The sequence below is a fragment of the Massilia paldalensis genome (assembly GCF_044901715.1).
Lineage (GTDB): Bacteria > Pseudomonadota > Gammaproteobacteria > Burkholderiales > Burkholderiaceae_D > Telluria > Telluria paldalensis.
The window spans coordinates 19,778-35,109 of sequence record NZ_JBJCIU010000004.1; the positions used below are offsets into that span (position 1 = coordinate 19,778).

Genomic DNA, 15,332 nt, shown 5'->3' on the forward strand with positions numbered 1-15,332 from the left:
TCTTTCCGAGACGGACGAATACCCCACAATTCCGGCCATTCGATGTCCTTCCTCCAGCATGCCCCAGACCATTCCCGCCGCCGTCCACCACGAACTGATCATCAAGAAGAGCCGCTTCATCGCCTGCGTGCAGCCGATGCCGGACCGCGCCGGCGCGCAGAAGGTCGTGGCCGCGCTGCGCGCCGCGCATCCGGGCGCGGCGCACGTGTGCTGGGCGCTGCTGGCGGGCGGGCAGTCGGCCGCCGTCGACGACGGTGAGCCGAGCGGCACGGCGGGACGGCCGATGCTCGACGTGCTGCGCCACCAGGACCTGGAAGGCGTGCTGGCCACCGTGGTGCGCTACTTCGGCGGCGTCAAGCTGGGCGCCGGCGGCCTCGTACGCGCCTATACGGACAGCGTGGCCCAGGCGCTACTGGGCGCGCAGAAGATCGCGATCATCCGCCAGCGCCACCTGGCCTGCCGCGCGCCCTACCCGCTCGAAGGCCTGGTGCGGCGCGAGCTGGAAGGCGCCGGCGCCACGCTGGACGAGGTGGCGCATGCAGACGACGTGCGCTTCGGTTTCCACCTGCCGGATGATGCCGCGGCGGCACTGGTGGCGCGCCTGAACGAAGCGGGCAACGGGCGCATCGACTGGCTGAAGATCGACCCGGAATAGCCGCCGGCGACTATCATGCGGCCGAATACCGGACATCACCACTCGAAAGCGGACTGGCCCTGCGCCAGCCGCCATAATCACCGGTTCCCCGCTGCGCGCGCAGGCCTCATCCATGCGCGCCCGCCATCCAACCACTTCGAAAAAACAGAATGATCAAAAAGAGCCTGGCCCCTCTCGCCCTCGGCGGTTTCGGCATCGGCATGACCGAGTTCGTCATGATGGGCATCCTGCCCGACATCGCCACCGGCCTGTCCATCACGATTCCCCAGGCGGGCTACCTGATTTCCGCCTATGCGGTCGGCGTCGTGGTCGGCGCGCCGACCCTGGTCAGCATGCTGTCCAGCCGGCCGCCGCGCAGCGTGCTGGTGCTGTTCATGCTGATGTTCACGGTGTTCAATGCGCTGTCCGCGCTCGCCCCGAACTTCGAAGCCATGCTGCTGCTGCGCTTCCTGGCGGGCCTGCCGCACGGCGCCTTCTTCGGCGTCGGCGCCGTCGTCGCCACGCGCCTGGCCGACAAGGGCAAGGAAGCGGCGGCGCTGGCCAGCATGTTCACGGGCCTGACGCTGGCCAACGTGATCGGCGTGCCGGTCGGCACCTGGCTGGGCCACAACATGAGCTGGCGCATCGTGTTCCTGATCGTGGGCCTGATCGGCCTGGCCACGGTCGTCATGATCAACCGCCTGATCCCCTACTTCGAGGCGCTCAAGGGACCGGGCCTGGCCCACGACCTGAAGATCTTCCGCAAGCCGAACCTGTGGCTGGCGCTGGGCATCACCTCGATCGGCACGGGCGGCTTCTTCGCCTGGCTGAGCTACATCGCGCCGCTGCTCACGGACGTGACGGGCTTCCACCCCGATGCGATCCCGCTGGTGATGACGGTGGTCGGGGTCGGCATGACGGTGGGCGTGCACGTGGGCGGCAAGCTGGCCGACAGCGTGCCGCCGCTGCGCGCCATCCTGTTCCTGCTCGTGTCGATGGTCGCCCTGCTGTGCCTGAATGCGCTGCTGGCCGGCTCGCGCGAAGCGATGGCGGTCCTGGCCTTCGTCGTCGGCGCCAATGCGCTGGCACTGGGTCCACCGATCCAGATGCTGCTGATCGAGCATTCGCGCGAGGCCGAGATGCTGGGCTCCTCGCTGGGCCAGTCGGGCTTCAACGTCGGCAATGCGCTGGGCGCCTTCCTGGGCGGGATTCCGCTGACGCTGGGCTATTCGTTCGCCTCGCCGCTGTGGGTCGCGGCCAGCCTGGCGCTGTGCGGCGTGTTCCTGGCCGCGTGGATGATGCAGCATGGACGCCGCAACGCGGCCGTGCTGGCGTCGGAAGCCTGATCATTCGCTAGCCCGAAAACCGTCGCCCCTGCGCAGGCAGGGGCCCAATGTGCTCGCGCCGTCGCTGCGCATGCAGAAATTGGGCCCCTGCCTGCGCAGGGGCGACGTATTTTTCGCAGAAGCGACGTATTTTTCGCAGGGGCGACGTATTTTTCGCAGGGACGATCAGACCAGCAGCGCGTGTCCCATCGACGCGCTGATCGCTTCCGCCTCCTCGACCATGCGGTGCAGGCTGTCCTCGTCGAGCAGGTAGTCGAGCGCGCTTTCGCTGTGTTCCGGCAGCGGGCGCTGCGTGCCCAGCGGCGACGGCACCGTCGCGTACATATTGGCCAGCAGCAGCGTGTCGAGCAGCGTGGTGGGCGGCATGTGCAGCCAGCTGCCGCGCAGGTCGAACATGGCGTCCGCGATCGGCTCGGGAAGCGCCAGCTTGCGCGCCACTTCGCGCGTGACGACGTCTTCGCACAGCTCGGCCCATTTTTCCGGATCCTCGTCGAGCAGGCCCGGATACTCGTCGGCGCGCGACAGCAGGTAGAAGCCGCCGACCTCGTGGACGATGCCGGCGAACATGGCGGTGTCCGGATTGACGTAGGTGACGCGGCGCGCGAACACGTGCGCCAGTGCCGCCACCTGCACCGTGTGGTCCCACAGCTGCTCGGCCTTGCCGCGCAGCGCGGGGTCTTCGATGCGCGCGCCGAACTGGCGCACCACCAGGCCGGCGACCAGCATCTGCAGGTTGCGATAGCCCACCCGCGCCACGGCATCGCGCACGTTGGTGATCTGGCGCCCGGCGCCGATGAAGGCCGGCGAATTGGCCAGCGCGACGGTCCGCGCCGCCAGTTGCGGCTCGCCCAGCACGAGGCGGATCGCATCCTCCAGGTGGCATTCCGGATCGTTCAGGGCTTGCTGCAGGCGCAGCACGGCGTTCACGCTGGTGGGAAAGGAAATATCGCCGCGTTCAGCTTGGGCGACGATGGTTCCGAAGGCTTCTAGTCTGTTCACGGCGGCGATTATACGCCTCGTGTCATGCTTCAGAAGCAATTTTTGGACGGGCGTTCGCTACCTGTGGTAGATCAGCAAAAAAAACGACCGGATACAAAATCCGGCCGCTAAAGGGCAACTGGACGGCTGCTCAAAGCAGTCGGACGTGGTAGTTATTTGACCTGGATGGCGCTCTTGACGGTGGTGACGCCGGTGACGCCCTTGGCCACCTTGACGGCCTTGTCGGCCTCGTCCTTCGAGTTGACGAAACCGCTCAGCATGACGACGCCCTTCTCGGTCTCGACGTGGATGCCCAGCGATTCCAGGGCCGGTTCCTTGACCAGGCCGGCCTTGACCTTGGTGGTGATGGCGGTGTCGGCCGCGGCCACGCGCGTCTTGGCGGCCAGGTTGCGGGTCTTGTCGCCGGCCTTGTCGGCGCCGTTCTCGACTTTTTGACCGGCATCGGCGGTCGCCTCGCGCGTGTTGGCGCCGGCGCGGTCGAGCGTGTTCTCGGTCTTCTGCGCCACGGTCGCTGCCACTTCCTTCGTCTTGTCGGCGGCGGTGCGGGCGACTTCCTTGGTCTTGTCGACGGCGACCGCGGCGGCGGCGCGGGTCTTGTCGGCGGCGGTGTCGGCTGCAGCGGCCGCGCTGTCGCGCAGCGGCGCCGGCTTGGTCTCCACCAGGCAGCCAACCTTGCCGTCGTTGCCGGCCTGCGCGCACTTGTCGACGGCGGCCGACTTGGCGGGGTCGCGGGTATCGGTCGTCGTCACCAGGCCGCCGGCGGCGGTGGCACCGGCAGCGCTGGCGCCGGTGGAAGCCGTGTCCTTGCCGGCCTTGGCATCGGCGATGGCGGCCGTATGCACGGACTTGGCATTGTCCATGCAGCTGTCCTTGTCAGCACCCTGCTTGGCGTCGCACTGCTGCTTGGCCAGCGCGTATTCGGCGTCGGCCAGGTTCGAGCGCGCCTTCTCGCGGCTGCGCGGGGTGGTGCTGTACTGCGCCAGGGCGGCGTTTTCCGCGCGCACGCGCACCACCTTGGCTTCGGCCATGCAAACGTCCTTGTCGTTGCCGCTCATCGCATCGCACTTCGCCGTCGCCGCCTTGTACTCCGCCGCGGCTTTCTGGTTCATGTTGCGGTAGGTGGCCGGGTCGTTGTTCAGCGCTACGGTCGGCGCGGCGATGGCGGTACCGGCGGCGGCCGCGATGAGCGTCGCAATCAGCGTTTTCATGGTGGAGTCCCTGTGTCTGTGGTTGTGATGGGGAGATTTAACGCCCCCTTCGGCCCGCTCTCTGTGCGGCATCGTACACTTGCCAAAAAAACCACTAGACAGGCCGGATCCGTCAGTCCCTCAGCAGCCCTTCGCGCCACAGGGGAAGCACATCCTCGAACGGCTTGCCGGCGGCGCCGAAGCGGTTGCCGTCGCGTGCCAGGCCGACCCAGGCGCGGGTATCATGGCCACTGCGATGGCCGCTGCGATGTTCGCTCCCCGGCGCCGGCTGGGCGGCGCGCACCTTGTCCAGCCAGGCGTAGATCCGCGCATAGTCGGCCGGATAGCGGCGCTGCGTCCACGCCAGCGCCACCAGGTCGGCATAACCCTCTTCGCGGCGCATCTCGCGCAGCGCCTTCGACGCCGCCAGTAGCGAGGGATCGTGCGCCCGTTCTTCCCCGCTCTCCACGAAGCCCACCGGCAGCGCATGCCAGTCGCCCTGGGCATGGCGCCAGCAATGCCCGACCTCGTGGGCGGCCATGGCCTCGATCAATTCGGCCTGCTGGCCGGACGGGACGCCGTCCAGCACCCGTTCGGCATCGGGATTGCCGCGCAAGGACAGCACCAGCTTGCAGCGTCCGCCCGCGAAGCCCATCGCCATGGCGACGTCGTTCGGGCCGGCCTGCGGCTGCACGACGACGTCGATCGGCAGGTCGAGCGACCGCGAATAGGCCAGCACCGGCAGGGCGGCGTGCAGCCAGCGGCGTTCGAGCGGGGTGAGTTCGGTGGCGCCGGCCGAGGGGGCCAGCGAGAGCGCGCACAGGGCGGCGAGAAGGAGCTTGGACATGGGAGGGTTCCCCGACGAAAAAGCGAAGTGCCTAAAGGCAATTCTAGCGCCGGCTTGACCCTCCCTCATAAGAATAATTTGCTGCCTGGTTAAAAGCGTAATGCTGTCGAAAAGCTACGCGGACCCTTCGTGGGGCGGGCATGTGATGCCCACCCTGCTGGGTCAATAGGCCAGTGCCGGTGCGCGGGTGGCGAGCGAGTACGGCGCAGCGGCCAGCATTGCCACGGCACGCCCGTCGAGCTTGAACACGCCGACCAGGCGTTCCAGCTGCTCGGCTTCGTCCTGCAGCGCGGCGGCGGCGCTGCCGGCCTGTTCGACGAGGGCGGCGTTCTGCTGGGTCGCCGTATCCATCTCGCCGATCGCGCGGTTCACCTGTTCGATGCCGGCGCTCTGCTCCTGGCTGGCCAGGCTGATCTCGGCCATGATGTCGGTGACGCGCTTGACGCTGCCGACGATCTCTTCCATGGTGCTGCCGGCCGCGTCGACCAGCTTGGCGCCTTCGTCGACCCGCGACACGGAACCCTGGATCAGCGTCGCGATCTCCTTGGCCGCCGCCGCCGAGCGCTGGGCCAGGTTGCGCACCTCGCTTGCGACGACGGCGAAGCCGCGGCCCTGCTCGCCGGCACGCGCCGCTTCCACGGCGGCGTTCAAGGCGAGGATATTGGTCTGGAACGCGATGCCGTCGATGACGCTGATGATGTCGGCGATCTGCTTCGACGAGGCATTGATCGACGCCATCGTCTGCACCACTTGCGCCACGACGGCGCCGCCGCGCTGGGCCACGTTCGACGCCGACTCGGCCAGCGCATTCGCCTGGCGCGCATTGTCCGCGTTCTGGCGCACGGTGCTCGTCAATTCCTCCATCGACGACGCCGTTTCTTCCAGCGATCCGGCCTGGCGCTCGCTGCGCGCCGACAGGTCCTGGTTGCCGGCCGTGATCTCGACCGATGCCTTGGCGATGGTGACGGCGCCGTCGCGCACCTGGGACACGATGCCTACCAGGCCGTCGCGCATGCCTTTCATGGCCACCAGAAGGCTGTCCTTGTCGCCCGGACGCGTGCGGATGTCCACCGCCAGGTTGCCGGCGGCGATCTCGGCGGCGATGGCGGCCGCGTAGTCCGGCTGGCCGCCCAGCTTGCGCAGCAGGCCGCGGCCGATGTAGGCCGCCGCGGCGCTGCCGGCGGCGATGGCGATCGCCAGGAGGCCCAGCATCCACGCGAAGAAGCTGCCCGTCATGCGGCGCGCGCTCTCGGCGGCGTCGTTGTTCAGTTTTTCCTCGAGGTCGATCAGGCGATTCACGCTGGCCAGCCAGGCGACGAAGGCGGGGCCCGCTTCCTTGTCGAGCAGCGCAGCGGCCGCCTCGGTCTCCCCAGCCTGGCGCAGGGCGATCAGATGGGCGATCAGGGGCTGGGTGCGGCCCTCGATCTCCTTGATGGCGGCCAGCGCCTCTTTTTCTTCCGGCAGGATGTCGCGGCTGGCGGCGAACAGCTGGTCCAGCGGCGCGGCGGACGCCTGGTAGTCGGCGTCGAGCTTGCCGATCAGCTCGGCATGGCGCTTGGCCGTTTCCGGCGTTGCCGCCAGGGCGACGTCGCGCACGGCAATCGCGCGGTCGTGCACGCTGCCGCGGAAATTGATGGCATAGCGCTGCTTGACGCTGTTGACGTCGTTCATGTGGATCAGCAGTGCATCGATCTGGCCGACCCGGTAGATCGCCAGGCCAGCCAGCACGGCCATGAGGATGAAGACGCTGCCGAAGCAGAGCGCCAGACGCTTGCCGATGGTAAGTCCGGAAGTTGTCATGCTGTTTCTCGTTGAGTGATACCGGAATGGGCGATCCGGACGCAAACGTCGACTGGCCTTCTCATTGAGATTCTCAATCGAAATTGGATTGACTATAGCATGAAACAAAGAAATGTTTTTGCACAGCAATATATCGTGCAATAAGCGCAGCGTCGCCCATCCGATGGCAGAGGTGGAATGCGACAAGACGTGCTCCGTCCGGACCTCGTCAACCCTTCGCGCCGTTGTTCGGCAGGCGCAGGATCGCCAGGATCACCAGCGCGAACACGGTGCTGAGTACCGCCGTCGCCTCGCGTCCCATGCCGGCGGCCACGCCGATGGCGGCCGTCAGCCAGACGCTGGCCGCCGTGGTCAGGCCCTTGATGTCGTTCTCGTCCTTGAGCTTGAGGATGGCGCCGGCGCCGAGGAAGCCGATGCCGGCCGTGACGCCCTGCAGCACGCGTGACAGGTCCTCGATCTTCATGCCGGCCTGCAGCGGGATCAGGACGAACAGCGCGGAGCCGAGCGAGACGAGCATGTGGGTACGCAGGCCGGCGGCGGCGCCGGCGGTCTCGCGCTCGTAGCCGAGCAGGCCGCCGAGCAGCACGGCGACGAGCATGCGCACGGTGATGCGGGTGATGCCTTCGACGTCACCCAGGTCGGAAAATTCGAGCTGTATCGTTTGCCAGATCTGCTGCAGCACGCGGTACGTCCTCCCCCATCGTTGAGGAAGGATGATGCCAGCTCGACGGGAATGGCGGCGCCCTGCTCGAGCGAAACGGACGTCGCCCCTGCGAAGGCAGGGGCCCAATGCCTGCAAGCGTACCGGTAGTGCAAGCAAGATTGGGCCCCTGCCTTCGCAGGGGCGACGGTTCGAAATTATTGGCTGCCTGCCTGTGCGACCGTCGCTTCCGGCTTGCCTTCGCTCCAGCCGCCGCCAAGCGCGCGCGCCACGGACACCGCGGCGACGAGGCGCTGGGTACGGATCTGCGCGGCGGCGCGGTCGGCCGCCAGCGTGCTGCGCTGGGCGTCGGTGACGTCCAGGTAGGTCGAGACGCCGCGGTCGTAGCGCGCCTGCGCCACCAGCAGCGCGCGTGCTGCGGCCGCGCGGGCCTGCTCCTGCACGTCGCCCTGCTGCTGGCGTTGCTGCACGTCGGACAGCGCGTCTTCCACTTCGCGCAGCGCCGTGAGCAGGCGCCCTTCATGGTTGGCCACGGCTTCGTCGTAGCGGGCACGGGCCAGCTTCAGGTTGGCGCGGTTGCGGCCGCCGTCGAAGATCGGCAGCGACAGGGCCAGCGGACCGGCCGAGAACTGGCGCGCGCTGCCCTGCGAGAGGTCGGACAGGCTCTTCGAGGCGAAGCCGAAGTTACCGGTCAGCGAGACGTGCGGGTAGAACGCCGCCTCGGCCACGCCGATCTGGGCGTTCGACGCGCGCAGCTGGGCCACGCTGGCGGCGAGGTCAGGACGCTGGCCCAGCAGGCTGGCCGGCAGGCCGACCGGGATGCTCGGCGGGAGCGGCAATGCCAGCGCGTCCGTTGCCACCGGCAGGATCGGCTGGCTCGGCGAGGCGCCGGCCAGCACCGCCAGCGCGTGTTCCAGGTTGTTGCGCTGGCGCTGGACTTCCTGCAGGTCCGATTCGGCGTTGGCGCGCTCGATGCGGGCGCGCGCCACGTCCAGTTCGTTGGACAGGCCGGCGTCGAAACGCGCCTGGATCAGCTGCTCGGATTCGCGGCGGGTGGCCAGCGCGTTGTTCAGGATCGCGATCTCGGCATCCAGGCCGCGCAGCTGCCAGTACGAGGTCGCCACCTGGCTCGACAGCATCAGCAGCACGCCGTCGCGGTCGTCCTGGGCCGCCAGCGCCTGGGCGTCGGCCGCCTCGACGCTGCGGCGCACGCGGCCCCACAGGTCCAGCTCCCACGAAAAGTCGGCGCCGATCGAATAATTGTTGCCCTCGATGGCGCGGTGGCCCAGCGCCAGGCCCTGGGCCGTCTCGGCCGAGGTGCGCGAGTTCGAGATGCCGGCCGAGGCGTTCAGCGCCGGCCGCTGGGCGGCACGGGTCACGCCCAGCTGCGCCTGCGCCTGCACCAGGCGCTGCGCGGCGGCGCGCACGTCCGGGTTGTTCTGCACGGCGCGCGCCTCGAGCTGGTCGAGGGTGGCGTCGCCGAACACGGTCCACCACTGGGCCGGCAGGCGCGCCGGATTGTCGGCCTGCGTGCCGACCTGCATACCGGCATGGCGGTAGGCCGCGTCGGCGGCGCCTTGCGGGGCCTTGAAGTCGGGGCCGAGGGTGCCGCAGGCGCTGACGAAAGCGGCGACGGCGAGGGCCAGGGCGGCGCGGGTGAGAGGCTTGATCATCATAGTTTTCATTGAATTCTCCGTCGTCCCCGCGCAGGCGGGGACCCAATTTTGCTGGCGGACCGCACACAACTTGGGTCCCCGCCTTCGCGGGGAGTCGGCCCCGGCAATGTCGGGGACGACGTGCAAACGGTACGTTCTATCGTTGACTGTCAGTGACCACCGCCGCCCACCCCGCCCGGCGACTTGACCTTGTCCGCGAACCACAGCGGAATACAGGCCGCCAGCAGGATCACGCCGACGATCAGGAAGGCGTCGTTGTAGGCCATGACGAAGGACTCGCGCCGCACGATGCGGTCGATCGCGGCGATCGCCTGGTTGGCGGCCGTCGCGGGGTCCATGCCGGCACCCATGAAACCCTGGGTCAGCTGGTCGATGCGGCTCTGCGTGGCCGGCGCGGCCAGCGACACGGCTTCGCCCAGGCGCGCCGAGTGGAAGTGCTCGCGGTTCGTGAGCGTGGTCGCCAGCAGCGCGATGCCGACCGAGCCGCCCAGGTTGCGGGTCATGTTGAACAGGCTCGATGCCGATCCCATGTCGCGCGGCGCCACGCCGTTCATGGCGAAGTTGGACATGGTCAGCATCACGAACGGCTGGCCGATGGCGCGGATGATCTGCGTGAGCATCAGCTGGTCATAGCCGGTGGTCGCGTCCATGAAGCCGTTCATCACGCACGAGATGCCGAACATCGACAGGCCGAACATGCACAGCAGGCGGTTGTCGAACTTCTGCGACAGCTTGGCGACGAACGGCATCACGAACAGCTGCGGCAGGCCCATCCAGGCAATCACTTCACCGATCTGCATCGGCGAGTAGCCGGCGATCTGTCCCAGGAACAGGGGCAGCAGGTAGGACGAGCCGTACAGGCCCATGCCGACCACGGACGACAGCACGGTCGCCACCATGAAGTTGCGGGTGCCGTACAGGCGCAGGTTGACGAAGGGTTCGGGACGCGAGAAGCCGATCACGATCCAGCCCAGGATGCCCACCAGCGCCAGCGCGGCGAAGGTGATGATGAAGCTGGAGTCGAACCAGTCCTTGGTATTGCCCTCTTCCAGGAAGATCGTCAGGCTGGCCAGGCCCGTGGCCATGAAGGCGATGCCGAGCCAGTCCGCCTTGAACAGCGCCTGCAGGTTCTGCGGTTCCTTGTCCAGGCCCCACCACATGCCGCCGATCAGCAGGATGCCGGGCACGAAGTTGATGTAGAAGATCCACGGCCAGCCGTACAGCTCCGTGAGGTAGCCGCCCAGCGTGGGGCCCATGGCCGGCGCCAGCGTCGCCGTCAGGCCGAACATGGCCATGCCGGCGGCGCGCTTGGAGGGCGGCAGGCGCGTGAGCACGAGGGTCATCGCCATCGGGATCAGCGCGCCGCCCGTGAAGCCCTGCAGCATGCGGAACACGATCATGCTGTCCAGGCTCCAGGCGGAGCCGCACAGCGTGGAGAACACCAGGAACAGCGCGGTGGTGCCCATCAAATAGCGGCGCTGGCCGAACGCGCGGGTGAACAGCGCCGTCATCGGGATCACCACGATCTCGGCGCACAGGTAGGCGGTCGAGATCCACGAACCCTCTTCCTGCGTGGCCGACAGCGTACCGAGGATGTCGCGCAGCGAGGAGTTGGTGATCTGGATGTCGAGCACCGCCATGAAGGCGCCGAGCAGGCCCGCGGCCACCGCGATCCAGGTACGCAGGCTGACCTGCGTCCCTTCGGCGGTCATGCCGGTCATGCCTGCGGGGGCGCCCATCGGCTTGGTGGAACTCGTCATGGAGCGTCCTTAGTTGGCGGCCGTCGCAGTACGTGCTGGCTGCTGGGCCGGCTGCTGCACTTTCTGGCGCAGGTCGATCTCGACCACGGTCGACATGCCCGGCGCCAGGCGGCCCGAGAACTGTTTCAGGTCTTCCGGCTTCAGCGTGATCTTGACCGGCACGCGCTGGACGATCTTGGTGAAGTTGCCGGTGGCGTTATCGGCCGGCAGCAGCGCGAACTGGTTGCCCGAGGCCGGCGAGAAGCTGTCCACGCGGCCGATCAGTTCGTGCTTGGGCAGCGCGTCGACCTCGACCTTCACTTCCTGGCCGACCACGATGCCCGGCAATTGCGTTTCCTTGAAGTTGGCGGTCACCCACACGTCGTCCTGGACGATGGCGGCCAGCTGCTGGCCCGGCTGGATGCGCGCGCCGACTTCGATGCTCTTCTTGCCGATGCGGCCAGTGACGGGGGCGACGATGCGGTTGTAGCCGAGCTGCAGGCGGGCGTCCTTCAATTGCGCCTGCAGCACCTTGACCTGGGCTTCGAGCACGCCGCGCGCGGAATGCGCGGCGGCGATCTGGGCCTCGGCGGCGCCGACCTGGTCGCGGCGTGCGGTCACGTCGGCGCCGGCGGAGGCGCGCGCGGCGGTGGCGGCATCCACCTCGGCCTTCGAGACGGCCTTCATCTGGGTGTTGTACAGCTGGCCGAAGCGGTCGGCATCCTGCTTGGCGCGCACCAGGTTGGCCTGGGCCTGCACCACCTGGGCCTTGGCGGCCGAGGCCTGCGCCTTGGCCTGCTCGATGGACGCGTCGGCCTGCACGATCTGCTGCTGGACGCTGGCGATCTGGGCCTGGATCTGCTCCACGCGCACGCCCTGGTCGGCCGGGTCCAGCTCGGCCAGCACGGTGCCGGCCTGCACCAGCTGGTTGTCGTCGAACAGCACCTTGGTGACGACGCCCGGGATGCGCGACGAGACCGCGTGCACGTGGCCCGCGATATAGGCGTTTTCCGTATCGACGAAGTTATGGCTGCGGTACCACATGCGGCCGCCGGCGGCCAGCGCGGCGACGGCGATCAGGCCGACCACGACCAGCACGCGCTTGTTCGGCCCCTTCGCGGGGCCTGCGCCGGCGGGGGCGCCCGGGGGAACGGCGGAAGCGGGCTTCTGGGCCGTGGTTTGCGTATCTGCCATGAGTGCTACTCCGAAAGAAAAAATGAAATGGGTCAATCTCATTATTCGACAACTTTTCGGGAAAGTCAAGAAATGAAACGGTTGCATTTCATTTTGAAGTGCCTTACATTACGCTATATGGAAAAACCATTGCACGACACCGCCGAATGTCCAGGCAAGTCCGCGGGACGGCCGAAAGCCGCCGACGTCGAGGCCCGCACCCAGGAGTTGCTGCAGGTGGCCGGCCGCCTGTTCCTCGAGAACGGCTACACCAAGACCAGCCTGGAATCGATCGCCCGCGCCGCCCACGTGGCGGTGCGCACCATCTATGTGAAGTTCGGCGGCAAGGCCGGCCTGCTCGATGCCGTCCTGTTCGCCAAGCGTCACCGCTTCTTTCGTAGCCAGCCGATGGAAACGGACGAGCGCCCGTTCCGCGAGGTGGTCGACGATTTCGCCCGCCAGATGCACGAGCTGATCAACTCCCAGGAAGCCGTCGAGATGCAGCGCATCGTGCTGGCCGAGGCATCGACCAATCCGGAACTGGCCGAGGCCTTCTGGAACGGCGGCCCGCGCCAGACCCGCGACATGCTGGCACGCTACCTTGCCCGCCCTTCCGTTCGCGCCCAACTGCGCCCGGACCTGCCCTTCGACTTGCTGCCCGCGCACATGATGGCCGTGATCTGCGGCGAGCAGATGAAGCGCTTCCTGGGCCAGGAAGGAACGGTTGCACCCGAAGTCGCCCTTGCCGAACTCGAACAGCGCATGGAACTCTTCTACCGCAGCGTCCTGCTTTGAAATTGAACACGGCAGTTAATGTGCGGCATCGCACGGAAGGACTTGCTACCCATCGGGCATCCTGACATCTTTGGTAAGGAGGATGTCATGGAAAACAACAATATGTTCACGAAATACCGCTGCAAGGAGGCTGCATGAGCAAGTCGTCACGTTACGAATGGCGCGACCAGCAGGCCGCGCTGCAAGACCAGATGAAGGGTTTCCTCGCCAACCCGAGCAACGAACAGCTCGAAGCCGTGGTCGCCGAGATGCGTGCCTATGCGAGCGCCGCCCAGTCGGGCGCGATCGAGATTCCGCAGCGCTGGACCAGCTACAGCTGATTCTGTTCGATCCACGTCCGGTGCCCATCGCAGTACGGCCACCGGACCGATCGGTTTCTTTCTCTCCCCTTCCCGTTCCTCCAGCGCAGTTCGCGCCTGCCTCCTGCGCTTCGTCGCATTTTTTTCGCTGCCCTACGGCACCCATGGTAATTTCTTGTCCAAACAGAACAAGGACACCATGGCCCCGCATCCGAGCACCACGCATCCGCTGGAACTGATCGCCCTGTTCCGCCGCTGGCGCCCCTCGCCGCTGCGCAACCTCGCCTACACGCTCGTCTGGAATTGCCTGGTCGGCGCGCTGCTCGCGGTCGTGCTCCGGATCGTCGGCGACAAGCCCCTGCTCTACCTGCTCGCCGGCTGCCTGCTGACCTCGAACCTGATCGGCCTGTCGATCCACGCGGCCCTGAACCTGCTGTGGCACTGGGTACCGTCCAGCCGGCCCGGCACGCGTTCTCCCGTCATGCGCGCCTGCCGCATCCTGCTGACGTTCTGCTGCGCGGTGTTCGGGTTGATCGTCTCGGAAGCGATCTTGGGCGGGCAGGTTCCGTTCCGCGGCCAGTTGCCGGGTGCCAGCCTGATGAAGATGCTGCCCTATGCCGCCGTCATTGCGCTGGTCATGGTCACGATCCTCGCCGCCGGCGAACGGCGCCTGGCGCGCGAGATGGCCGCCGCGCGCCAGCAGGAGCAGATGGCGGAGGCGGCGCGCCTGCTGGCCGAGGCCAAGCTGCGCGCCCTGCAGGCCCAGATCGAGCCGCACTTCCTGTACAACACGCTGGCCAACGTGGTGAGCCTGATCGGGCCGGACCCGGCGCGCGCGCGCCACATGCTGGAACGCCTGATCGACTTCCTGCGCGCCAGCCTCTCGGCCAGCCGCGCCGAACGGTCCACGCTGGGTGCCGAACTCGATCTCGCCGCCGCCTACCTCGACCTGCTGGCCGTGCGCATGGGCGCGCGCCTCGCCTGGCGCATCGAGGCCGGGGAGGATGTGCGCGCGCTGCCGCTGGCGCCCATGCTGGTGCAGCCGCTGGTCGAGAACGCGATCATGCATGGGCTGGAACCGAAGGTCGAAGGCGGCGAGATCGTCGTGCGTGCGCGGCGCACGGACGAAGGACTGTGCGTGGAAATCGCCGACGACGGCATCGGCCTCGCCGATGTGGCGCCGCGTCCCGGCGGCGGCGTGGGCCTGTCGAACCTGCGCGAGCGGCTGCGCAGCCTGCATGGCCCGGCGGCGCGGCTACAATTGATGGAAAACCACCCCAGCGGCGTGATCTCGCGCCTGCTGCTGCCCCTGGAGAGGACGTGACCCATTCCGCCGCGCCCGTTGCCGTCATCGCCGACGACGAACCGCACCTGCTCGCCTACCTGGAAGAACAACTGGCGCTGGCCTGGCCGGCGCTGCGCATCGCGGGACGCGCCGCCAACGGCATCGAGGCGCTGCGCCTCGTCGACGAGCTGGCCCCCGACGTGGTCTTCCTCGACATCCAGATGCCGGGCCTGAGCGGCATGCAGCTCGCGGAGAAACTGTGCGCCGAAGGGACGCGCGCGCCGCGCATCGTGTTCACGACGGCGCACGAGCACTATGCGCTGCAGGCCTTCGAGCAGTCGGCCTTCGATTACCTGTTGAAGCCGATCCGCCTGGAGCGGCTGCAGCGTACGGTGGCGCGGCTGCAGGAAACGCTGGCGCAGGCGACGACGGCATCGGCGCCGGCCGTGGATCCCGCCGCGGCCGGGATGCTGGTCCAGCTGATGCGCCAGCTCGGCATGGCGGCGCCAGGCGATGTGCCCGCGTCCGTGCCCGTGTCCGCGCCCGCGGCGGCAAGCGCTCCGCTGCAATGGATCCGCGCGGCGCAAGGTCAGGAAACGCGCCTGATCGCCGTCGACGAAGTCATCTACTTCCAGAGCAACGACAAGTACACGAGCGTGTTCGTGGCCGACGGCGAGCACCTGATCCGCACGCCGCTGCGCCAGCTGCGCGAACAGCTCGATCCGCAGCAGTTCTGGCAGATCCACCGCGGCGTCATCGTCGCCGCGCGCCATGTGGCGGGTACCCGCACGGATTTCCGCGGGCGCTTGCTGGTGCGATTGAAGGGGCGCGAGGAGCAGCTCGTGGTGAGCCGCAATTATGTGGATCTGTTCCGGCAGATGTGAATCTGCC

14 protein-coding genes are annotated in these 15,332 nt (G+C 67.7%); 6 read left to right on the forward strand and 8 right to left on the reverse strand.

Annotation, left to right across the window (positions count from 1 at the left end; all coding sequences use genetic code 11):
• Positions 1–58 precede the first annotated feature (58 nt).
• Positions 59–655, forward strand: a complete 597-nt coding sequence (locus ACI1V7_RS19560) for an IMPACT family protein (RefSeq protein WP_404533455.1) — start codon at positions 59–61, stop codon at positions 653–655.
• 149 nt (positions 656–804) lie between these two features.
• The gene (locus ACI1V7_RS19565; protein ID WP_404533456.1) at positions 805–1,980 is read left to right on the forward strand and encodes an MFS transporter; all 1,176 of its coding nucleotides are present in this window, start codon (positions 805–807) and stop codon (positions 1,978–1,980) included.
• A gap of 165 nt (positions 1,981–2,145) precedes the next feature.
• On the opposite strand, the gene ACI1V7_RS19570 is transcribed toward ACI1V7_RS19565, so the two are convergent.
• The 8 genes from ACI1V7_RS19570 to ACI1V7_RS19605 form a co-directional block, all read right to left on the reverse strand.
• Positions 2,146–2,979, reverse strand: coding sequence for an HDOD domain-containing protein (locus ACI1V7_RS19570; RefSeq protein WP_404533457.1), 834 nt, complete (start codon positions 2,977–2,979; stop codon positions 2,146–2,148).
• A gap of 152 nt (positions 2,980–3,131) precedes the next feature.
• On the reverse strand, positions 3,132–4,187 hold the full coding sequence (locus ACI1V7_RS19575; RefSeq protein WP_404533458.1) for a BON domain-containing protein: 1,056 nt from the start codon (positions 4,185–4,187) through the stop codon (positions 3,132–3,134).
• Positions 4,188–4,299: 112 nt separating this feature from the next.
• Positions 4,300–5,013, reverse strand: a complete 714-nt coding sequence (locus tag ACI1V7_RS19580) for a DUF2268 domain-containing putative Zn-dependent protease (RefSeq protein WP_404533459.1) — start codon at positions 5,011–5,013, stop codon at positions 4,300–4,302.
• 162 nt (positions 5,014–5,175) lie between these two features.
• Positions 5,176–6,813 carry a methyl-accepting chemotaxis protein gene (locus tag ACI1V7_RS19585; RefSeq protein ID WP_404533460.1) on the reverse strand — a complete coding sequence of 546 codons (1,638 nt, stop codon included), beginning with the start codon at positions 6,811–6,813 and terminating at the stop codon, positions 5,176–5,178.
• A gap of 208 nt (positions 6,814–7,021) precedes the next feature.
• The gene (locus tag ACI1V7_RS19590; protein ID WP_404533461.1) at positions 7,022–7,495 is read right to left on the reverse strand and encodes an MgtC/SapB family protein; all 474 of its coding nucleotides are present in this window, start codon (positions 7,493–7,495) and stop codon (positions 7,022–7,024) included.
• Between the two features lie 176 nt (positions 7,496–7,671).
• Positions 7,672–9,159, reverse strand: a complete 1,488-nt coding sequence (locus ACI1V7_RS19595) for an efflux transporter outer membrane subunit (protein WP_404533462.1) — start codon at positions 9,157–9,159, stop codon at positions 7,672–7,674.
• Between the two features lie 140 nt (positions 9,160–9,299).
• Complete coding sequence (locus tag ACI1V7_RS19600; RefSeq protein WP_404533463.1) at positions 9,300–10,910, reverse strand: DHA2 family efflux MFS transporter permease subunit; 1,611 nt, start codon at positions 10,908–10,910, stop codon at positions 9,300–9,302.
• Positions 10,911–10,919: 9 nt separating this feature from the next.
• A complete protein-coding gene (locus tag ACI1V7_RS19605) occupies positions 10,920–12,083 on the reverse strand; it encodes an HlyD family secretion protein (protein WP_404533464.1) in 1,164 nt (387 codons plus the stop codon).
• Between the two features lie 129 nt (positions 12,084–12,212).
• Between ACI1V7_RS19605 and ACI1V7_RS19610 the strand changes: the two genes are divergently transcribed.
• The 4 genes from ACI1V7_RS19610 (at position 12,213) to ACI1V7_RS19625 (ending at position 15,325) form a co-directional block, all read left to right on the forward strand.
• Positions 12,213–12,857: a TetR/AcrR family transcriptional regulator gene (locus tag ACI1V7_RS19610; protein WP_404533465.1), complete on the forward strand. Its 645-nt coding sequence runs from the start codon at positions 12,213–12,215 to the stop codon at positions 12,855–12,857.
• Between the two features lie 134 nt (positions 12,858–12,991).
• Positions 12,992–13,177 carry a hypothetical protein gene (locus tag ACI1V7_RS19615; RefSeq protein WP_290414916.1) on the forward strand — a complete coding sequence of 62 codons (186 nt, stop codon included), beginning with the start codon at positions 12,992–12,994 and terminating at the stop codon, positions 13,175–13,177.
• 154 nt (positions 13,178–13,331) lie between these two features.
• On the forward strand, positions 13,332–14,480 hold the full coding sequence (locus tag ACI1V7_RS19620; RefSeq protein WP_404533466.1) for a sensor histidine kinase: 1,149 nt from the start codon (positions 13,332–13,334) through the stop codon (positions 14,478–14,480).
• On the forward strand, positions 14,477–15,325 hold the full coding sequence (locus ACI1V7_RS19625; protein ID WP_404533467.1) for a LytR/AlgR family response regulator transcription factor: 849 nt from the start codon (positions 14,477–14,479) through the stop codon (positions 15,323–15,325). The genes ACI1V7_RS19620 and ACI1V7_RS19625 overlap by 4 nt, the downstream gene beginning before the upstream one ends.
• Positions 15,326–15,332: the final 7 nt, after the last annotated feature.